This window comes from Hungatella sp. (genome assembly GCF_046966825.1).
The window spans coordinates 1-19,677 of record NZ_JBKVCZ010000119.1 but is presented as its reverse complement, the minus strand read 5'-3'; the positions used below and the strand labels follow the sequence as shown (position 1 = coordinate 19,677).

Here is a 19,677-nt window from a genome sequence, read left to right as displayed (position 1 = left end):
ACCTTGGGGTCCTTCATCAGTACGTCCGCGATTCCCAGACGCTGCTTCATGCCCCGGGAATACGTTCCCGTCTTCTGGTCCGCAGCCCCGGTCATGCCGACTTTCTCCAGCAGATCTCCGATCCGGTCTTCAATCACCTTCTTCGGCAGCCCGTTTAACTGCCCCGTAAACCGGAGATTCTCCCGGCCGGTCATATCGGAATAAAAGCCCACGTTGTCCGGTAAATATCCTACCATCCGTTTCACCTCGATGGCCTGTCTGGTGCAGTCCTTACCATCGATCGAGGCGCTCCCGGCCGTCGGCTCCGTCAGACCTAAGAGCATCAGGGTCGTGGTCGTCTTTCCGGCCCCATTGGGCCCCAGAAGCCCGAATACCTCTCCCCTGCGAATGGACAGCGACAGGTCGCTGACCGCCTTCTTTTCCCCGTAAGCCTTGGTTAAATGGTCCGTTTTTATCATCATTTCATCTTCATAATTTGCAGCAATGTCCATAACAATGACCCCTTTCCGGCGTGACAGCGCTTTCGGCTATCTTCTGCCGTATTTACGGAATACGTAGCCCAGTCCGCCTGCGGTACACAGGATGATTACGACCGCCACGATGCCCCAGATGGTACTGGTCTTCACGGACACACGGAAATCCGCGCTGGATTCCGCCTGCTCACATTTTGCCGTAAAGGTATTCACATAGTCTCCGGTGATGGCCTCAGAGCCCGGTTTTACGTGGGCGATGACTTCCGTCGTGGAACCGGCGGGAATAGACGGGATCACGTTGTTTTCCAGGTTATAGGTTACGGTCCATCCGGATGGCAGGGAGGAATTTAAGGACACATCCTGTAAATCCACATTGCCTGTATTCGTCACATTCAAGGTTACGTCCGATTCTTTTCCCGCATAGGCATCAAAACTCAGCCGCCCATCCGGTGTTCCCACCTTCAGGCCGTAGCTGCCGGTGATCACCACCTTTAAATCCGTGCTGAGAGTCTCCTCCGCGGAAACCGCGCTGCATGAAATATCGTATTCCCCGGCGGCGATTCCCTCCGGCGGTGTGACGGACACGGTCATGCCCTTGCTGGTGCTGGATTCCACCTCGATCGCCGCCACCTTTGTGGTCTCTCCCGTTGGGGTGAAGCTCACGTTCCAGCCTGCCGGCGCGTTGGAAGAGAGGCTGTAGGACTGGCTCTTCAGTCCGTTGTTAATCAGCGTGGTGCTGAAGCTGAAGTTGGTTCCGGTGGTTCCTTCCTGCTGCGGATACTCCGAGGTAAAGCTTCCCTTTCCCGCCTTCATCTCATTGACAAGGAAGGAGATGGACAGTGTGTCGGAGAGGCCGCTTGCCGAGGAGGCGCCTACCTCGACTACGTAGGTTCCCTCTGTCAGTTCCTTTGGTACGGTTACATGAAGCGTCATTTCTGCTCCGGCCTCGCCGTTCTTTACATGGATGCGGCTTACCTGGTAATTACCGCCCTGGAGGTATCCCTCCCAGCCGTCGGGCATGGCGGACACTTTAACATCTGCATCCAGACCGGAGCCGGTGTAATTATCCAGTGTGACCGGGATATTTAAGTTATCCCCGGGCTTAACGGATATTCCGGGATAATCGGTGCTCAGCTTCAGGCCCTCGGCCGCATACGCCGTATGTACATTCAGGAACAGGAAAAGCGCCGCCGCCAGAAAAACAGCCAGAAAAGCCCATACCCTTCTTTTTTCGTTTCGTTTGCTTACAATTGCTTCCTCCATAATATCCTCCTTTTGATGCGTCTTCGGCATCCGTATTTTTCTTAAGAAGATCATATCGAAGAAACCTTTAATGAACCTTTAATAAGTTTGAAAATACTGTGAAACAAAGAGACGGCGGCAGAACGTTTTTCATGCAACGTTCTGCCGCCGTCTCTTTTATAAGCCGCCCGGCCAGGTTCCCGGGCTGTCGGACCACATTAATCGTTATCGGGCAGGAGCTTTATGGTGACCATAATGTATTTCAGGAAGGCTCCCTCCTCCAGCTTTATGTCTGTCGGATGCGTCTGGGTTGGAAACTCGTAGGTTCCCTCTTCCACCTCCAGATAGAGCCAGTTATAAGCCGCCTCTCTCGCATTCTCAACAGCATCTTCCAGATCCGGTCCATCCGCCTCACAACACTTTAAGTCCGGAAATTCCACGTGATATCCCTTATCGTCCCTATGGGGCGTAAAAACAGCAGGGTAAGTAAATGTCATAATCAATTCCTCCGCAAATATGATAAACAGTATTATTATATACTTATTCTGCCCCATTGTACAGATTTTTATCAGAAGCTTCTTCGTCACTGTACACGCCGCCGGCTGCCGCCTGTTCTCTCAGCAGGCTGATAAACAGATCGATTGCCGGCGTAACCCACTTATTTTTATGATAGGTGCATACCGTGGTGATCCTGTTATTCTCTATGGAAACGGGAAGCTCCCGGATCAGCCCGCACCGCAGCTCCTCGTCCACCGTAAAACGCGGCAGGTAGGCGACGCCCAGATTCCCGGCGACACTTCGTTTTATGGCTTCCGTACTGACAAGCTCCATCTCTCCGTTCAGGGTGATGTCTGATTTTCTCAAGTATTCCTCAAACTGTCTGTGGTATAAGCTGTTTTTGTCCATGGTCAGCAGGCAGATATCCTTTCTCTGGCCCTTCGTTATGAAATCACACGCTTCCTGCTTCAGTTCCATGCTGCCTGCTAAAACCAGCTGGTAGTCACGCAGCTTCTCGACAACGAGGGAGGCACCGTAACCGCCGATATCGTAATGCACCCCAAGATCCACGATGCCGCTGATGATCTGCTCACGTATCTCGTAGCAGTTGGGCGTCCGGAGAGACAGCTTTACATCTGGGGCCAGTTTGCGAAACGCACTTAAGACCTGGTGCATCTGATACGACAGCAGCGTCTCCGGCATGGCGATTCTCAGGGTGCCAGCCAGCAGATGGCCGCACTTTCCGTAATTCTCCATCTGCCGGACGGCCTCCAAAACCGCGTCGATATAAGGCAGCAGCCCTTCCCCGGCCTGAGTCAGCTCCATCCTCCGTCCGATTTTTTCAAACAGCTTGACAGACAGTTCCTGCTCCAGCAGCTGCATCTGCAGGGTGATGGTGGACTGAGCGTAATTCAGCCGCTCCGCCGCTTTTTGAAAACTGCCGGTCTCGAGAATGGTTTTGAAGGTGGTTAAGTATTTCAGCTCCATATGGTGCGCCTTTCCAAAATAGTTCAGTAATATCGAATTATCAGTTTCTTATTATCTATTAGACCGAAGCTTCTTTTTCCGCTATTATAGTATAGAGAAGGTGGAACGTCAAGAATTTACAGATCATTTTAGGGAGGTAAGATATTATGATAGAAATCAGAACCTATTCCGATGAAGACAGGGAAGAGGTGATACGCCTTGTCCTGCACTGCCAGAACGATGGAACCCGCCCGTCTGTGTCGGTAGACGATCAGCCGGAGCTGCGCCGTATTCCGGAAAAGTATATGGACGGCGGCGGTAACTTCTGGGTGGCAAAGGATAACGGAAAAACAGCGGGCAGCATCGGCCTGATGAAGTTTGGCGATGGAACCGCTGTTTTGAAAAAATTCTTTGTCTATGAGCCCTACCGGGGCGCCCCCTGCCACCTGGGCAGGCAGCTTTACGGAACTCTTCTGGATTATGCGAGAACCCACGGCGTGAAGCAGCTGATTCTGGATACGCCGAAAAATACGGACCGTGCCCATAAATTTTATGAAAGGGCCGGATTTACGAAAATAGAGAGAGCGGACGTACCGGTGGTTTATGACTTTCCTTATGAGGACAGTGATTTTTTCCGGCTGGAAATCTGATCCCTCATCAGCCTTTCAAAATCTCCTGCGGGCATAGGCCTGGCAAAATAATAGCCCTGCACATAGTCGCATCCGGTCTCGCCGAGACGATCCAGCTGTTCCTTTGTCTCCACGCCCTCTGCCACCACGCTTAAGTGCATCCGGCGGGCAAGCTCCATAATAAACTGCAGCACGCCCTGATCCGCAGGTTTCGCCGTCTCACTCCGGATAAATGTCATATCCAGCTTCAGGATATCGATCGGCATCTGATTCAGCATATTCAGGGACGAATAGCCGCTTCCGAAATCGTCCATTTCGATGACAAAGCCCAGCTCCCGCAGATGGCTGACCGTCTCGATGATCTGTCCCGGGTCCTCCGTGTAGGCGCTTTCCGTAATCTCAAGATGGAGCCGGGAAGGCGTCAGGCCGTATTTACTGACGGTGCGCATCATGATATCCGCAATATCCGCGTGATAGATATCCGCACGGGATACGTTCACGGAGACAGGCACGGGCGGGTAGCCCTCATCGTCCCACCTGCGCAGATAACAGCAGGTCTTATCCCATACATACTGATCCAGTTTTGTGATGAATCCGTTCTTTTCAAACAACGGTATAAATTCCGCCGGCGACTGGAAGCCCCATTCCGGATGCTTCCAGCGCACCAGCGCCTCGGCTCCGGCCATGGTCTCATCACAGATCCTGTATTTCGGCTGCAGATAGACTAAAAACTGGCCTTCTTCCAGAGCCGTCTCCATGCTGTCTATGATGGCCTGCTGCCGCAGCAGTTCATCCCGAAGCTTATCATCGTAGGCGGCAAAATAGATTCCGTACTGGCCCTTGATACTGCGCGCGGCCAGAAGGGCGCGGTCGCACATCTGATCCACCGTCACCGTCTGGCTCTCGACGGAATAAATCCCCCATTTCACCGCGACATTTTTAGCATTCTGAAGCTTATTGATCTCATCACTGGCCCGGATAAACATCTCCGCCGTAAACTCCTGGTCAAATTCCAGCAGGCACGCGAACTGGTCCGCGCTCAGGCGCCCGCAGATCCCGCGTTCTCCCACCTGTCTCCGGTACATATCCGCAATCCCGCACAACAGCCGGTCTCCGGCGGCCACACCGAATACATCGTTAATCAGCTTGAAATTCTCAATATCGGAGCAGATGATGTAATAGTTCCGCCCCGGATTCTGGCGGAGAGTTTCCCTCACGCGCTGATAGAAGAATTCCTTGCTGTAGAGGCCGGTAAGCCGGTCGTACTGAAACTGATTGATCATGGCGGCGGTTTCCCGTAAATGGATGATGCTCGCCACCCGGTGCCGGATAATCTGGGGCTTATATGGTTTTGCCACGTAATCGGTGGCCCCATGGGACAGGGCCGCCACCTCATCCGCCTCGCTGTCGCTCTGCGTCGTGACAATCACAGGGATGGAGGCCAGGGCCGGATCGGCCTTCGCAATCGACAGGAACGTATATCCATCCATCACAGGCATGGTGATGTCCAGCAGAATCAGGGAAATCTCATCCTTTCTTTTCTCCAGAACATCGAGGGCCTGCTGCCCGTTTTCCGCTTCCAGAACCGTATATTCCAGAGAGAGCAGCTCACTTAACATCAAACGATTGATTTCATTATCTTCCACGACCAGAATAGTCTTATTTGCGGGCATGTATTATTTCCTCTTTTCTTCGGGCTGCCATGGACAGAAAGGTACACCGGCTGCTCTGTCCATGACCGGTCCAGTTTATTATACCAAAAGAGACTGCTCAGCACAAGTGATCTTCTGCAACACATGTCAAATATTCTGCCACGGTCTCATACAGCAGCTCCGGATCAATCGGCTTTGCCAGATGTCCGTTCATCCCCGCCGTCTCCGCCTTTACAATATCTTCATGAAAGGCGTCCGCCGTCATGGCGATAATCGGTATCGTCCCGGCTCTCTCATGCCCGGAGCTGCGGATCGCAGCCGTTGCCTGGTATCCGTCCATCACCGGCATCTGCACATCCATCAGGATCAGATCGTAGGTGTCCCCGTCTGACAGGAATTTGTCCAGGGCTGCCCTGCCGTTTTCCGCCCAGTCCACCGTGATTCCGATCATCTGCAGCAGCTCCACCGCTATCTCACGGTTTAAATCATTATCCTCCGCCAGCAGCACGTGATGGCCCGCCAGTTCGGGGCGGTGGTTCTTCTCAGCGGGAACGCGGACCGCTCTGTCAATTCCGGTTACGGACAGAAGGGCATTATAAAGTGTGGAGGCAAAGACCGGCTTGGTCAGGAACATATCCACACCCGCTTCCCGCGCGCGCACTTCCACATTCGTCCAGTCGTAGGCCGTTATAATAATGATGGTTGTTTCCGGCCCTACCTCCGCCCTCACCCTGCGGGCCACCTCAACGCCGTCGATATCCGGCATTTTCAAATCTGCGAGGCACACGTCGTAGTCCGTACCGCTTTGGTGGGATTCACGAATCCGGTTCACACACTCCTGTCCGGTCAGTACCCAGTCAGACAGAATCCCCATCTTCTTCAGCATCAGCGACGCATGAATGCAGCTGTCCCTGTCGTCATCCGCGATCAGCACCTTAAGCGATTCCAGTTCGTGCTGTTTCTGCGGGATCACCCTGTCTTTATCCGGCGGCGTTTGAAAATCCAGTTCAACGGTAAACACGGTTCCTTTTCCCACCTCACTCTTCACGGTGATGGTACCGCCCATCAGAGTGACCAGGTTCTTTGTGATCGGCATTCCCAGTCCGGTGCCTCCGAGTGTCTGGGCGGCGCCTAAATTCTCCTGCTCGAAGGGAACAAACAGGCGGTCCAGAAACTTCCCGCTCATGCCCGTTCCCGTATCACTGACGGTAAAACGAAGGCGCATCCTGTCCTCCGTCCTCTGGAGCTGACGGATCTCAAGACGGATCGTTCCGCCTGCAGGCGTGAATTTCAGGGCGTTGGACAGCAGATTCAGCAGAATCTGATTCAGTCTCAGGGAATCACCAATCATGACTGTCTCTGATAAGTCGATCAACGGTACGGTAAATATCAGTCCTTTGGCATCCGCCTGCGGATATATAATGGAGGAGATGGACTCCACCACAGTTTCCAGATTAAAGGTCTCCTGGGCAATCCTGACCTTTCCCTCGGAGATTTTGGACATATCCAGGACGTCGTTAATCAGTGCCATCAGATGCTTGGAGGAATAGCCGATCTTTTCGAGGCAGTCCTCCACCCGCTTCTGGTCGTCGATGTAAGCCGCCGCAATGGTGGTCATCCCGAGGATGGCGTTCATGGGCGTGCGGATCTCGTGGCTCATCCTGGAAAGGAAATCCGTCTTCGCCTGATTCGCATGTTCCGCCACCGCCAGGGCATCCTTTAAGGCTTCCGCCTGCTCCGTCAGCTTCTTCTGCATCTCCCGCAGCTCCGTCACATCGGTGATATCGATAAAGATAGCAAGATAGACCGGGCTGCCGTTCTGCCAGTCGACGCAGGTGGCATTGACCTGGAGATACATATTCTGACCGGACCGGGCTTTAACGGATATGACAAAATGTACAGGAGCGCCTTTCCGAATCTCCTCCCCATACTTTAAAATGATCTCCATATTGACGTCGATATTGCGCTGGTACAGGGGACTGCTCTCCCCCGCTTCACCGAAATACTCCATGAAGCGTGCATTGGCGGAAAGGAGTGTTAAGTTCATGTCCGGGTCAATGCGGTATTTTGCTACAAATCCCGGCAGGCTCTCGTATGTCACGGACTGCTCTTTCTGTATCTTTACCAGATTGTCAATATTGGTCATGACCGAATATGCAACCTGATAGCCGTTTATGTACTCCCTGGCAAACTGAGTCGATAACTGTACCCAGACGAAATCACCGTTCCTCCTGCGCATCCGGGTGACCAGCTGATACCCGCCTTCCCCAGCGTTTAATGCGGCCAGGACCGTCTCCGTAAGCTCTGTCCACAGCGACGGATCACTCTGATAATACAGGTCGGGCCTGTTATGATATGCTTTTTCATATTCCTCCTTGGGCCATCCAATCATATCATAATAGAACTCGTTGGCCCAGATCAGTGTAAAATGTTCATCCAGCAGGTGCTTGCTCACGCTGACCTTCAGCAGATGCATCAGTGTGTTGTATTCATAGCCGGCGGCCAGTATGTCCTGACTGCTGCTCCCGGCAGCGCTCTCTTTTTCCTGTTCTGTCATTATCAGATACCTCCCTGGCCGTCTTCATGATGCATCAACAATCTCCGACCACCTTGTTCATATTAGTTCCTTTCATCTTAGCATAAAATGTCCTAAAACTCAACGGACATCTGGTATTATCGGCCGCGGAATGATAAAATAACAGAAAACGCACTGCACTATGGGAGGTAAAAAAACAGTTGGTCAATGATAATCAATACTCGAACCTGATATACGAATACTTTCTTGTACGTTTTCACTCTCTCTATTACAAATACGGGAATACACTCCCTTCTATCGATATCCTCTGCCGTGAATTCAATGTCTCTGCCCAGACCGTGAAGGCCGCCCTGCGGCGTCTGCGCGCAGAAGGCTATATCTCCATGCATAACGGCACGGTTACCACCGTCACCTTTCAGCAGACAAGGCAGGGGGCTGTGGACTTCATCCTGAACTATTTTTCCGAGCGGTGGGCTGATTATTACGATCTCTACTCCTCTGCTGAGCTGGTGTTTATCCCCATGCTGGTGGAGGGGCTGAAACGGATGGACGAGGAAGATCTGGCTTTGCTTTCCCATCTGGAAGAGAGGGCGGAGGCCGACGACCTGGTCCATTTCTACTGCTGTGTCCTCCAGAAAATAGAGAATCCGCTGGCTTTAAACCTTTTTTGGGAGACTACCCTGTATCAGGGGTTCCCCTTTGCCAGGCTGGAACCGCAGCCCATCCATTTTGATACTGGTCTGGTGCGCAGACGGTTAAAGGTTTTGATGAGCCGTGTATATGATAAAGACTGGAAGGGTGTACAGGCCGCCCTCCTGGAGTACCAGCAAAGTGATATCCATGCGATCCAAAAAGCTCTGGGGCCATACATACGCCCTCTGCCGAAGGAGTCGCAGATCCCCTTTGTCTGGCGTGTGTACCACAACCGCCCGCAGATCTGCTACAATCTCGCTTCCCAGATCCTCCATGACATCTATCTGGGGGAATACCGGGAAGTGCAGTATCTGCCTTCCTATGAGAAGCTGGCGGAAAAATACGGTGTATCCGTCAGCACGCTGCGCCGCACCATTGCCATGCTGAGCCAGGCCGGCGCCTGCCGCACCATCAACGGTAAGGGCACCCGCATCTTCACCTTGGGGTTCCCCTGCGATCCACCGGATTTTAATAGCCCCGCAGTACGGCGGAATCTGGCATTTTTCGTTCAATCCTTTGAGATTCTGATCTATTCCTGTGATGGGGTGACCCGGTCTTTTCTGACCGCTTTGAGTCCGGACAGAAAAGCCGCGCTGACCGGGTGTCTGGAAGAATGCCTGATTACCAGACGCGGGGAGCTCTCCTTCTGGTGTTACTTGATCCATGTCAGCCAATACAGCCATCTTGCCGGTATCCGGGAGATCTACCGGACCGTCTATCATCTGTTCCTCTGGGGATATCCTTTAAAGGCGTCCTCCGGAGCTTTGCCGGATTTGCAGAGGGCAACGCAGCATTTTGCGGAATCCCTGGTCATGCATCTGAAGGAAGATGATATTGAGCAGTGCGCTGCCGATGTAAAGGATTTTCTTACCAGACAGTTCCCGGCCGCGAAGCGCTACTTAATCCGGCATGGCATTCAGCCGGAAGAGCTCCGACTCTCACCGGCCATACGGCTGTTTCTTACGGACGGGGATGGGCCGGAGTCCAGGACCGCTGATAAGGAACTGCCATCGGACAGCTAAACAAAAGAACCCCCGGTTCGATCACACGAACCAGGGGGGGTACAGCTCCATCAGTATTTTCTGCTCCGGTATTCGATTCCGGGGAATCGATCACGACCTGAGAATAGTCCTCATTCATGTACTCGGCTCGCATGGAGAAAACCCACGGTGATAATTCCCATGTGTTGTTGGTAGGAATATTGGTAGCGTAGACCTTCTGTCCGTCTTCTGTCGTAATTCCTTCCGCTACAATCTTCTCACCGATCGCCTTTAAATCTTCAAATGTCTTCGGAACCTCCGCTCCAATCTTCTCTAAGAGTTCCTTATTATAGAATATAAACATGGTATTGGTATTATAGTTCATTGCACAGATCTGGTCCCCATAGGACATTCTCTGAAGCCGTCCCTCGGTGAGACGCGGATAGATATCCCAGTTTTTCACTTCATCTGTAAGATCCATCAGCATTCCATCTTTAAAGAACTCCTGGGCCCATCCTCCGGTCTTTACGATATCCGGTATGTCACCCATGCTTACCATCATGATCTGCTTTTCTCTCGTCTCGTTCCAGGGGCTGGTAATCAGCTCGTACTCCACATTCGGGTATTGTTCCTTGAACATGGCCATGGCAAGATCCAGATTATCGTCTGTCTCTCCGGTTGTGGAAATCTTCAGTGTAAATTTCTCGTCGCTTCCTGCCGCGCCGCCGGCCTCCGTTCCGCCTGCTGTTGTCTGTCCCGCTGTTGTCTGGCTCTCCGCCGTCTGGCTTCCCCCCTCATTCGCTCCATCTGTTTTGGAAGAACAGCCGCTCATTGTCCCCAGGCAAAGTGCCGCGCATAACGCAGCCGCCCCAATTCTACTCAGTTTCATATAACTTCTCCTCTCTTTGTGCTATCTATCTTAATTACAATTTTCAGTCCAAATTTACAGCTATTCTATGCACAAAAAAATGAGGCCCGCTTCGCCTCCGGCAAAACAGGTCCCGTTTTTCTTATACTCTCTGATAAAGCTCGGCAGCCGTATGGGAACGCCGTGCCAGCTCCTCTTGATTCTTAATGTAATATCCGCTCTCCCTCTTTTCCAGTATTCCCTCTTCGCAGAGCTGCCCCAAAAGCCGGAACATATGGCGATAGCTCATTCCCACGGAGCAGGAGACATCCGTCAGCGTATCGCGGAAGAGGCCCCGGTGTGAATTCTGAAGAATGTAGGCGCAAAGCCGCTGCTCGCCGGTGCATAACGCGGTGGATGTGAAATTGTCTGAACTGGTAGTCAGCTTTTCCGCCAGCTCCGTTCCCAGTTTATTCAGGAGCACAAGATTCGTTTTCAGTTCCGCCAGGCAGTTCTGATAGGAGACCGCAATGCACTCAAAATCCGTGACCGCCTTCACAGAACAGGTGGCATTGAGCTGTCTTGTCATCAGTTCAACCTCGCCGATCAAACCACGGGAGATGTTGTAGCACAGGATCAGGCTCTTGCCGTTCGGCGCTGTGCGGCAGACCTTCGCGTTGCCGTCAACGACAATCGACAGCCAGCCGATAGGCTGCCCTTCACGCAGCACCTCTTCTCCTGCCGAAAACCGCAGACAGCAGCAGGCGTTCAGCGGAATATTCTGCAGACCGTATTCTGCCAGACGAGCGGCATGTTCTTTTCTCAATGGGAGTCTTTTCAAATCGATTACCTCGCTTAACCTGGTTATGGTCTTACTATTTATTATAACAGAAACCGGAAAAAATGCCATGACAAATGTCCTACATGGTAGGGCGGATATTCTGTTATCCTCATATCAGGAGGTGAACTGTCATGTATCAGCTTTTAGCCCTTATCAATGGTATTATTCTGTCCGTGATGATTTCCGTAAATGGAAATCTGTCCGTTCAGTACAGTGCGTTCACGGCTGCCGCGATTATCCATGCGGTCGGTTCTTTGTTTGCGCTGCTGCTCTGCGCTTCACAGAAAAACAGAAAGCCGGTCTGGACTCACAGGCCCAAATGGATTTATCTCGGCGGTGCAATCGGTGTTTTTACAACGGTATTTCAAAATCTGGCCTTCACCTACATCAGCATCACGAGCGTGATTGCCCTGGGACTTCTGGGACAGACAGTTACGTCCCTGGTGATTGACAGTTCCGGATTGTTCGGTATGGAAAAAAGGCCGCTTCCCCGGTATGCGTTTATCGGCCTGGGTTTATCAGTGTTCGGTATCTTTGTGATGCTGGATACCTCTGTCACGACGGCGGCGCTGGGGGCTGCCATCTCCTTTGCATCCGGTATTTCCATGGTGCTGTCCCGGACCGCCAACGCGCGGCTGGCCGAGAAAACCGGGGCGCTGCAGGGATCGCTGGTGAATCATCTGGTGGGGCTTCCGATTACGGTAATCCTCGCCTTTGCCGTGGCCGCAGCAAGCGGAACCTCCGCAGCCGCTTCCGCGGGAGGCAGCTTCCGTCCCTGGATTTACTTCGGCGGCGCTCTCGGCGTCGTGGTGGTAATGTCTTAAATATCACGGTTCCGAAGATACCGGGATTCCAGCTGACGCTTCTCGTCTTCGTCGGCCAGGTCTTCACCGGAATCCTGCTGGATACCGTGGCCGGCAGCTATCAGACCGGCGCCACGCTCTGGGGCGGCATGATCATTGCGGCCGGAATTGCGGTCAATATGATCCTGGAGCGGGTTTGTGCGGCTTCAAAAAAGACACCGTACAGCAGCTAAAAAATCAGCTGCTGTACGGTGTCTTTTCAATTCTGGCTGCTGTGCAGCACCACTTCAATCAACTTGCTGAACGACTCCTGAAACCGCTCGTCGTCTTCTACCGTCCTCTTTGCCGGACCATTCAGATGGTGCTTCCCCTTTCCCATACGGGCCTTCTTGGCCAGATGGCGTTCCATCAGCATCTGGTCGATGTTTTCGTTGGTGTACCACTTTCCGCTTTGATGGATTCCATGTGCTCCCTTCCCCAGAATCATAGCCGCCACTCCATAGTCCTGGGTTACCACGATATCCCCTTTGCCGCACTGATTCACCAACGCGAAATCCACGGCATCCGCGCCCGCTCCGATGACCTTTATCTCGCTGTAGGAAGACTGAAGCACATGGTTGGTGTCGCATAAGAGCACCACCGGAATCTTATAGCGCTCCGCCGTCTGTTCCACAATTCTCACTACCGGACATGCGTCCGCATCTACTAATATTTTCATTCTGTTATCTCGCTGACTTTTTCCTGAAATACGTTATACTAGATGATGATTCCATTTAAATGGTCGCACTCATGCTGAATGATCTGCGCGATCCATCCGGAATACTTCTGGCGGTGCTTACAAAAATGAATGTCCTGATACTCCACTTCGATCTCCTGGTACCGGGTAGTCCTACGGACTCCCCCCAGCGACAGACAGCCCTCTTCCGCCTCATAGGGGCCTGTTTTTTTGACAATCACCGGGTTAAGCATGGCTGCGTTCACCATTCCCATCTGAACGGCAATCACATTCTTTCTGACACCGATCATGTTGGCCGCCATGCCCACGCAGTGGTCGGTATTCGCCTGCAGGGTGTCCAGTAAATCCTGTACTGTCCCCAAGTCATCCTTTGTCGCCGGTTCCGATTTCTGTGCCAGAAAAAATACATCTCTTACAACGGTTCTTACCATATTGATTCGCTCTCCTAAATTTTGATTACTGTGTTAAATCCTGATATAATATCTGCCTGACCGGCCACCTGGCTGTCAATTCCCTTATGCTCTGCCGCTTCTCTCGAAACGGCATTATCGAAGCCCAGCGGTCCCTCTACGATGCAGCCGCGGATTCTCCCCTCCCGGTTGTCTCTTGCCAGGTCAGCGGCATCGACCGTACTCGGTATTTTGGGATTGACCTCCTCCAGTGCGGATACAACCGCAACCTTTGGCAGCCTGACTCCCAGGCATCCGGCGAGACCGACCGCATTCTCGATCATTTTCCGTTTCTGCTCCAGATTCGGAGCGATGTTGATGGCACAGTCTGTTATCTGAAACAGCTTCTGTTCCTTTTGATCTTCCACGAGCGTCACCTGCGACAAAAGGTTCCCGGGAGGCAGAAGTCCCGTCTCCTTGTTCAGAATGGGCCTCATAAAATCCGAGGTATGCAGGAGCCCCTTCATCGGCATATCTGCCTCTCCGCTGCGGACCAGGCGGACCGCCGTCTCTGACGCCTCCGCATTTCCCTGGCAGTCGATCAGGCGATAATCCGCCTCCCGCTCTCCCCGTTCCTCTAAAAGCCTCCGGATTTCCCCGGCATGCCCGATCAAAACCGCTTCGATCAGCCCTTTTTTCCTGGCATGAATCACAGAATCCAGCGCGTAGGAATCGTGAGCACCCGCAAGCGCTATCGTTTTTCGAATCCCTGAACCTGTTACAAACTCTTCTATCTCTGAAAAACTGCGAAAGCTGTTCATCAATCTTTTTCCACCTCTCTGATCTCTTCTTTTCCAGTCAGGACCCGGTATGCCGTCATTCCCAGCGACTGCATCTCCAGCTCGCCCGGATATGCGATCACCGGGGCTATAAACGTTACCCGTTTCTCTATTTCACTGATCGCATACCGGGAATTTGCGATTCCACCGGTAAGGAGGACCGCATCGACTTTTCCACAGAGTACCGCGGCAAAGGCTGCTATCTGTTTCGCCGTCTGATACAGCATGGCATCGTACACCTCTTTCGCCTTTTCATCGCCAGCCAAAATCCTTTTTTCGATTTTCCGTACGTCATTTTCATTTAAATACGCCACAAGGCCCGCTTCACCGGTAATCTGCTTTCTCATCTCCTTGTGGGTGTACCGGCCGCTGTAGCAGAGATCGATCAGATCCCCGGCCGGCACGGTTCCCGCCCGGTTTGTTGCAAAGGGGCCGTCCCCATCCAGGCCATTGTTCGCATCCACCATCTCTCCCTTTTCATGGACGACCACACTGGTTCCGCCTCCCATATGAACGACAATCAGGCTGCATTCCTCATACTCTTTTCTGTGGTCTGCGGCGTATTTTCTGGCAACAGCCTTCTGATTCAGGGTCTGCATTCTGCTTTTTCTTGTGATGCCGGGAATTCCTGTGTATCTGGCTAAAGCGTTAAATTCGTCAATAGTGGGCGGGTCGATGGAGATCGCCATACCGTTCTCCCCCGCCATCTGGTACGCCGCAAAAGGCGCCAGATCACAGGGATGGTGGCCGTACCGCCCGCTTTTCACCTGTTCTAAAAATTGCTTCGTGATCCGATACGCCCCGCCTTTCCCCGGCTTGCAGTGGCCGCCCCAACAGGCGATTAAATCCATCTTCTCTTCCTGAATCCCCTGTTCCTCCAGGAAATTTCGAATGGCAGCAATCCGATACGGTTCCTGGCTCCAGAAATCCGCAAACCGTTCCAGCTCCTCATTTGGATGCTCCAGAGAACCTCTCACTACCAGTCTGTCGTCCTCAAAATAGGCGATTTTGCTGGAGGTGGAACCAAAATTCAAGGTCAAAATCTTGTAAGCCATATCCATCCCCCATTCTCACCGTTTTGTATCAAACCAGGGTGCCTTGTCAAGCCATGGCTGAATCACTTTTGTGTTAAGCTTCATCAGCGCATATCCCAGGATAATAGAAATAACGATGGTTAATCCAAATGTCAGAAACAGCTTTTGAATATCCGGTTGTGTGAGAATTCCCAGAGTCACATCCTCGCTGACCACCACGCCATTGGCCATGGATCTGGCCGCAGAGCCCTTCAGTCCCAGAGCCAGAGCGGTAAATATAAGCACGGGAAAATGAATCACATATATGTATAGCGCCAGCTGTCCCGGAACCTTCCATATTTTATTATGGGTAATCGGGCATCTTGAAACGTAATCCACATCAAGAAGGATCAGGAAACAGAAAATAATCGAGTAAATCAGGGTTGGCCCCCATCCGATGTTAAAATAGTTCTGCATAAATCCAGAATTTACTGACACCCAGGTTCTGATTAAAACTACCGCAGTTGCGACAAGTTGAACCGCGGATAAGGCAAGCTTACCGCCGGAGGACCAGTTTTTCTTTTTCAATGCGTCAACCGCAATCCAGATTTCGCATCCGATTCCGAGGCCGATGAACATGAGAATCAAGTCTGTATTAACAGCGAACTGTCCGATCTCCAGAATGACATTCCACAGAGGAAGCGTGTCAGTCATCCAGCAGCTTCCCAAAAATACGATCGTGATCACAGGAAGAATCCATCCTAAAAAGTGTTCTTCATTCTTAGCCAGTAGATAATAAACGGCATAACCGCTTATAAAGACACCGGAGATAAACCACATCGGCGTGCTGCACAGCAGTTTAACCGCTGCCGAGGTGGAGCCCTAGGCTCCGACAAAGCCATTACCCATACCGATGCCGGAAATCTGCAATCCCAGAAACTCACCGATACAGCTGATAAAATATTCCGGATACTGTGCTAAAGTATACCCTCTCCAGAGTCCATTGGCAAGCCATCCGGCAAAGATACCGATCAGTAACAGCGGCATCAGGGACTTTATCCTGCCGGCCAGATATCCCCATGCCTGTTTTGCCGGGGAAATACCGTTTAGCAGACCCTTTGCCTGTTTCTTTTTAAAGCCCTGCATCATGAAATACCCGGAGAAAATCATAAACGGAAGAATCACATCAAATGCCTGTTCATAAATATAGGCGTCCTTTGCCGCGCTCATGGTAAAGCCCATATAGCCCAGCGGAAAAATCATAATCGCATGGACCAGAATGAAATTGATTGCAAACATAAACCGGTAAAACTCAATCGTGTAATTTCGCTCTTTCATATATACCTCCACTTTGGTTTCTATACATAACGCGCAGTCCGGACTTTTGTTTCTGTATAGTAAATATTTTTTACAAATTTATTGTATCATTGAAGATTTCTCATGTCAATTTCGCCTTTTATTTTCTGCCATTTAGACAATTTTTCAATTTTAATCTGTTCGTTCTGAATAACAAAACGCTTTTTATGTTTCTGTATAAGAAACGCATTTTATTCATTGGCTGCGATCCTGGTTATAAAATGGCACCATGCACACAGACGTTTCCATTCTTCTCTTTTTTATCTGTTTCTGCTATAATGAATGACGAAAACACCTTTTAATAAAAACATAATTATATAATAAGTGATTAATCAAGAAAAGAGAGATTTTATGAAATCAGGAAATACACCGGCTAACACCTACATATTAAGCTCCGTCAACAACGCCCTGAAGATCTTAGACCTTCTGAGTGTGCGCGACAACATTGGAGCCACTGAGATCGGCAGGCTCCTTGAGTTGGACAAGAGCACGGTATTTAAGCTGCTCTATACTCTGGAGCAGCGTGATTACGTCTTAAAGACGGAATCGGCCAAATACTGCCTGGGATATAAATTTAAGAATTACGGTAACATCGTATCGGAACGCCAGAACCTTGTAGACGTGGCAAAGCCCTTCATGCACGCACTTTATGAACAACTGCATGAGACGGTCTGTCTTGCGGAGCTGAACACCAACGGAAAAGCGATCGTCACCGCACTGATGGAAGGCGATACGCCAAAGCACGTAAGATCCAGGGTGGGCTATGAGATGGGTTCTTATGATAATGCAAACGGTAAGCTTCTTCTCGCCAATTTAAGCGACCATATGCAGCATGAGATCCTGAGCAGAATCCACCTCGCCCCCCGTACTCCGCACACCATTGTCTCCCGAGACGTTCTGGAGAAAGAGCTTAAGAATCTGCGCGGCCGGCTCTGGGTGGAACAATACGAAGAGTACCGTCTCAATCACGCTGATATCGCATGCCCCGTTTTTGATATGGATGGCCATGTCGCGGCCGCTTTAAGCGTGGCCTGCACACCGGAATATCTGCGTGAAAACCACCAGCTCATCGCAAACGCCCTGCTGCATGCCTCCACACGAATCTCAAGGAAACTGGGTTTTTACGGGAAACCATTTGCAATGATTGACGGCATTCCGGATACACCGTAACCGGAGGTCTGAATAAAAAAGAAACCCTCCATTTACCCACCAACCTGTATCTGTGTGCTATTCTCTTCTCACAACAACGAGAGGAGAAAATGGTATGAAAACAACAATTCAGGTATCCGGTCTTTCAAAGTCATACGGTGCGCTGCATGTTATCAGGAATCTTGATTTAACGGTATCCAAAGGTGAAGTTTACGGCCTTCTCGGCGCTAACGGCGCTGGAAAAAGCACGGCGATCGAGTGCATGCTGGGCACCAAAAAAGCAGATAGCGGCAGTATTTCCATTCTGGGAATGAGCCCGCAAAAGGACCGCAGGAACTTATTTCAGCAGGTTGGCGTGCAGTTTCAGGAGGCCAATTATCCTGACAAGATCAGGGTGAGTGAGCTGTGCGAGGAAACAGCCTGCCTCTACAACTGTCCGGCCGACTACACAAAACTGTTAAAGCAGTTCGGACTCCAGGAAAAAGCCAGGAATTTCGTCAGCGAGCTGTCTGGCGGCCAGAAACAAAGGCTGTTTATCGTTCTGGCATTAATCCCCGATCCCCAGGTGGTATTCTTAGATGAACTGACCACCGGCCTTGATACCAAGGCAAGAAGGAGTGTGTGGAAGAGCCTTCAGGAGCTGAAAGACAGAGGGCTCACGATCTTCTTAACCTCGCACTTCATGGATGAGGTGGAAGAGCTCTGCGACAGAATCGGTATCTTAAAAGACGGAGCATTCGTATTCTGCGGTACAACAGCCGAAGCGGTTGCGTTAAGCCCGGGCAATACGCTGGAAGAGGCGTATCTGTGGTTTACGGGAGAGGAGGCTGACGGAGATGAATAAATTTCTTACGATGCTGAAAACCGAGTTAAAGCTCTCCTTTCGTGGAATGGACATGATCATATTTGCCGTCTGTATGCCTGTGGTCGTGGTTATACTGCTCGGGATTATTTACGGCGGGAAACCGGCTTTTGGCGGCGCGGACTATACTTTTCTGGAACAATCCTTCGGCGCAGTCTCCACAATCGCAGTCTGCGCGGGCGGTGTCATGGGGCTGCCTCTGGTAATCTCCGACTACCGGCAGAAGAAAATCCTCAAACGCTTTAAAATCACGCCGTCCAGCCCCGTCCTTTTACTGTCGGTTCAGGTGGCCATTTACATGATCTATTCCCTGATCGCACTGGTGCTGATCTATCTGGTATCTGTGCTGTTATTCGGCATGAAGCTGCAGGGAGCCTTCCTACCGTTTATGGGCGCATTTTTCCTTGTCATGATCTCCATGTTCAGTATTGGAATGCTGGTAGGAGGCGTATCTCCTAATACAAAAATCGCAAGCGTTCTTGCAAGCTTACTCTATTTCCCAATGCTGATCTTTTCCGGCGCCACGCTTCCGTATGAGGTGATGCCCGCCGTGCTGCAAAAACTCGCGGACCTGCTGCCGCTGACTCAGGGAATTAAGCTGCTGAAGGCTGCATCCCTGGGCCTGCCGGCTGAAAATGTGATGGCTTCCCTTGCCGTCATGGCGGTGATCACGGTCGTCTGCGGCGGAGTTTCTATTCGATTTTTCAAATGGGAATGACAGGCGTAGTAAAAAAAAACTGGTTGAGTGCATAGGCTCAACCAGTTTTTTTACCCACGAATCATTCGTCCCCATTCCTTTAACCCGTGTTTCTTCTGCATCTTCCATTATATCCCTGCAATATTCCCCGCGCTGACAATATTCTGCCAGAAATTACAGCTGCACAGCGCATGGCTGCCGTCGCTCTGATCCGGCGCATAGACAAGTCTCTTCTCCTCCAGCTCCGGCAGGCAGCCGGTCTCACCGGAAAGATACTGGGCCAGCCTTTTTCCGGCGTATTCCAGGCGCGCCCTCACTCCGGCCAGTCTGATATCCAGCACCTCGTATCCGAACACCTTACACTCCTCCATCCAGATTTTCTGTCTGAGGTCTGCAAGTCTCTCCGTCAGTCTGATGCAGGCCGGAATGCCGTTCTGCTCCGCTTCCGCCAGATAATCCCTGTCTCCGCTGTGGTA

At 51.5% G+C, this 19,677-nt stretch carries 21 protein-coding genes and 1 pseudogene; 7 read left to right on the top strand and 15 right to left on the bottom strand.

What is annotated here, in order from left to right; genetic code table 11:
• The 4 genes from ACLTD4_RS26130 to ACLTD4_RS26115 all read right to left on the bottom strand — a co-directional run.
• Positions 1 to 491, bottom strand: a 491-nt coding sequence (locus ACLTD4_RS26130; protein WP_412331680.1) for an ABC transporter ATP-binding protein, incomplete at its 3' end; no start/stop codon positions are given.
• A 36-nt stretch (positions 492 to 527) separates the two neighbouring features.
• Positions 528 to 1,736 (bottom strand): NEW3 domain-containing protein, encoded by a 1,209-nt coding sequence (locus ACLTD4_RS26125; protein WP_025529359.1) that lies wholly within the window; start codon positions 1,734 to 1,736, stop codon positions 528 to 530.
• Between the two features lie 197 nt (positions 1,737 to 1,933).
• Positions 1,934 to 2,212, bottom strand: coding sequence for a type II toxin-antitoxin system HicB family antitoxin (locus ACLTD4_RS26120; protein WP_055655672.1), 279 nt, complete (start codon positions 2,210 to 2,212; stop codon positions 1,934 to 1,936).
• Between the two features lie 43 nt (positions 2,213 to 2,255).
• Positions 2,256 to 3,200 carry a LysR family transcriptional regulator gene (locus ACLTD4_RS26115; protein WP_055655152.1) on the bottom strand — a complete coding sequence of 315 codons (945 nt, stop codon included), beginning with the start codon at positions 3,198 to 3,200 and terminating at the stop codon, positions 2,256 to 2,258.
• 146 nt (positions 3,201 to 3,346) lie between these two features.
• Between ACLTD4_RS26115 and ACLTD4_RS26110 the strand changes: the two genes are divergently transcribed.
• Positions 3,347 to 3,829, top strand: a complete 483-nt coding sequence (locus ACLTD4_RS26110) for a GNAT family N-acetyltransferase (protein ID WP_029466085.1) — start codon at positions 3,347 to 3,349, stop codon at positions 3,827 to 3,829.
• Here the strand turns inward: ACLTD4_RS26110 and ACLTD4_RS26105 are convergent.
• Both ACLTD4_RS26105 and ACLTD4_RS26100 read right to left on the bottom strand, forming a co-directional pair.
• The gene (locus ACLTD4_RS26105; protein ID WP_055655154.1) at positions 3,793 to 5,481 is read right to left on the bottom strand and encodes an EAL domain-containing response regulator; all 1,689 of its coding nucleotides are present in this window, start codon (positions 5,479 to 5,481) and stop codon (positions 3,793 to 3,795) included. The two genes, ACLTD4_RS26110 and ACLTD4_RS26105, sit on opposite strands and share 37 nt — an antisense overlap.
• A gap of 97 nt (positions 5,482 to 5,578) precedes the next feature.
• On the bottom strand, positions 5,579 to 8,017 hold the full coding sequence (locus ACLTD4_RS26100) for a response regulator (RefSeq protein WP_321005786.1): 2,439 nt from the start codon (positions 8,015 to 8,017) through the stop codon (positions 5,579 to 5,581).
• A 179-nt stretch (positions 8,018 to 8,196) separates the two neighbouring features.
• On the opposite strand from ACLTD4_RS26100, the gene ACLTD4_RS26095 reads away from it, so the two are divergent.
• On the top strand, positions 8,197 to 9,711 hold the full coding sequence (locus ACLTD4_RS26095) for a GntR family transcriptional regulator (protein ID WP_412331679.1): 1,515 nt from the start codon (positions 8,197 to 8,199) through the stop codon (positions 9,709 to 9,711).
• Here ACLTD4_RS26095 and ACLTD4_RS26090 read toward each other — a convergent pair.
• Positions 9,650 to 10,558, bottom strand: a complete 909-nt coding sequence (locus tag ACLTD4_RS26090; protein WP_321005827.1) for an ABC transporter substrate-binding protein — start codon at positions 10,556 to 10,558, stop codon at positions 9,650 to 9,652. The genes ACLTD4_RS26095 and ACLTD4_RS26090 overlap by 62 nt on opposite strands.
• 121 nt (positions 10,559 to 10,679) lie before the next feature.
• Positions 10,680 to 11,426, bottom strand: coding sequence for a cyclic nucleotide-binding domain-containing protein (locus tag ACLTD4_RS26085; protein ID WP_321005828.1), 747 nt, complete (start codon positions 11,424 to 11,426; stop codon positions 10,680 to 10,682).
• Positions 11,427 to 11,488: 62 nt separating this feature from the next.
• On the opposite strand from ACLTD4_RS26085, the gene ACLTD4_RS26080 reads away from it, so the two are divergent.
• The gene (locus ACLTD4_RS26080) at positions 11,489 to 12,181 is read left to right on the top strand and encodes a DMT family transporter (protein WP_412331678.1); all 693 of its coding nucleotides are present in this window, start codon (positions 11,489 to 11,491) and stop codon (positions 12,179 to 12,181) included.
• 86 nt (positions 12,182 to 12,267) lie between these two features.
• Entirely contained in the window at positions 12,268 to 12,393 is a 126-nt protein-coding gene (locus ACLTD4_RS26075) for a hypothetical protein (protein ID WP_412331677.1), read from the top strand.
• Positions 12,394 to 12,419: 26 nt separating this feature from the next.
• Here ACLTD4_RS26075 and ACLTD4_RS26070 read toward each other — a convergent pair whose 3' ends face one another.
• From ACLTD4_RS26070 to ACLTD4_RS26045, 6 genes are read right to left on the bottom strand one after another with little or no spacing between them, the layout of a single operon-like run.
• Positions 12,420 to 12,878 (bottom strand): YaiI/YqxD family protein, encoded by a 459-nt coding sequence (locus tag ACLTD4_RS26070; protein WP_321005830.1) that lies wholly within the window; start codon positions 12,876 to 12,878, stop codon positions 12,420 to 12,422.
• 38 nt (positions 12,879 to 12,916) lie between these two features.
• Positions 12,917 to 13,327 carry a peptide deformylase gene (locus ACLTD4_RS26065; protein WP_321005831.1) on the bottom strand — a complete coding sequence of 137 codons (411 nt, stop codon included), beginning with the start codon at positions 13,325 to 13,327 and terminating at the stop codon, positions 12,917 to 12,919.
• 14 nt (positions 13,328 to 13,341) lie between these two features.
• A complete protein-coding gene (locus ACLTD4_RS26060; protein ID WP_321005832.1) occupies positions 13,342 to 14,106 on the bottom strand; it encodes a phosphate acyltransferase in 765 nt (254 codons plus the stop codon).
• The gene (gene buk, locus ACLTD4_RS26055; RefSeq protein ID WP_412331676.1) at positions 14,106 to 15,179 is read right to left on the bottom strand and encodes a butyrate kinase; all 1,074 of its coding nucleotides are present in this window, start codon (positions 15,177 to 15,179) and stop codon (positions 14,106 to 14,108) included. The genes ACLTD4_RS26060 and buk overlap by 1 nt, the downstream gene beginning before the upstream one ends.
• A gap of 15 nt (positions 15,180 to 15,194) precedes the next feature.
• Entirely contained in the window at positions 15,195 to 15,977 is a 783-nt protein-coding gene (locus ACLTD4_RS26050) for a hypothetical protein (protein ID WP_321005833.1), read from the bottom strand.
• Between the two features lie 42 nt (positions 15,978 to 16,019).
• Entirely contained in the window at positions 16,020 to 16,475 is a 456-nt protein-coding gene (locus ACLTD4_RS26045) for a hypothetical protein (protein ID WP_321005834.1), read from the bottom strand.
• A gap of 369 nt (positions 16,476 to 16,844) precedes the next feature.
• Between ACLTD4_RS26045 and ACLTD4_RS26040 the strand changes: the two genes are divergently transcribed.
• From ACLTD4_RS26040 to ACLTD4_RS26030, 3 genes are all read left to right on the top strand, one after another.
• Positions 16,845 to 17,663: an IclR family transcriptional regulator gene (locus ACLTD4_RS26040; RefSeq protein ID WP_320930424.1), complete on the top strand. Its 819-nt coding sequence runs from the start codon at positions 16,845 to 16,847 to the stop codon at positions 17,661 to 17,663.
• 94 nt (positions 17,664 to 17,757) lie between these two features.
• Positions 17,758 to 18,486, top strand: coding sequence for an ABC transporter ATP-binding protein (locus tag ACLTD4_RS26035; protein WP_320930423.1), 729 nt, complete (start codon positions 17,758 to 17,760; stop codon positions 18,484 to 18,486).
• The gene (locus ACLTD4_RS26030; RefSeq protein WP_320930422.1) at positions 18,479 to 19,222 is read left to right on the top strand and encodes an ABC transporter permease; all 744 of its coding nucleotides are present in this window, start codon (positions 18,479 to 18,481) and stop codon (positions 19,220 to 19,222) included. Before ACLTD4_RS26035 ends, ACLTD4_RS26030 begins: the two co-directional genes overlap by 8 nt.
• A gap of 107 nt (positions 19,223 to 19,329) precedes the next feature.
• On the opposite strand, the pseudogene ACLTD4_RS26025 reads toward ACLTD4_RS26030, so the two are convergent.
• A pseudogene (locus ACLTD4_RS26025) lies at positions 19,330 to 19,677 on the bottom strand (hypothetical protein); the annotation flags it as partial.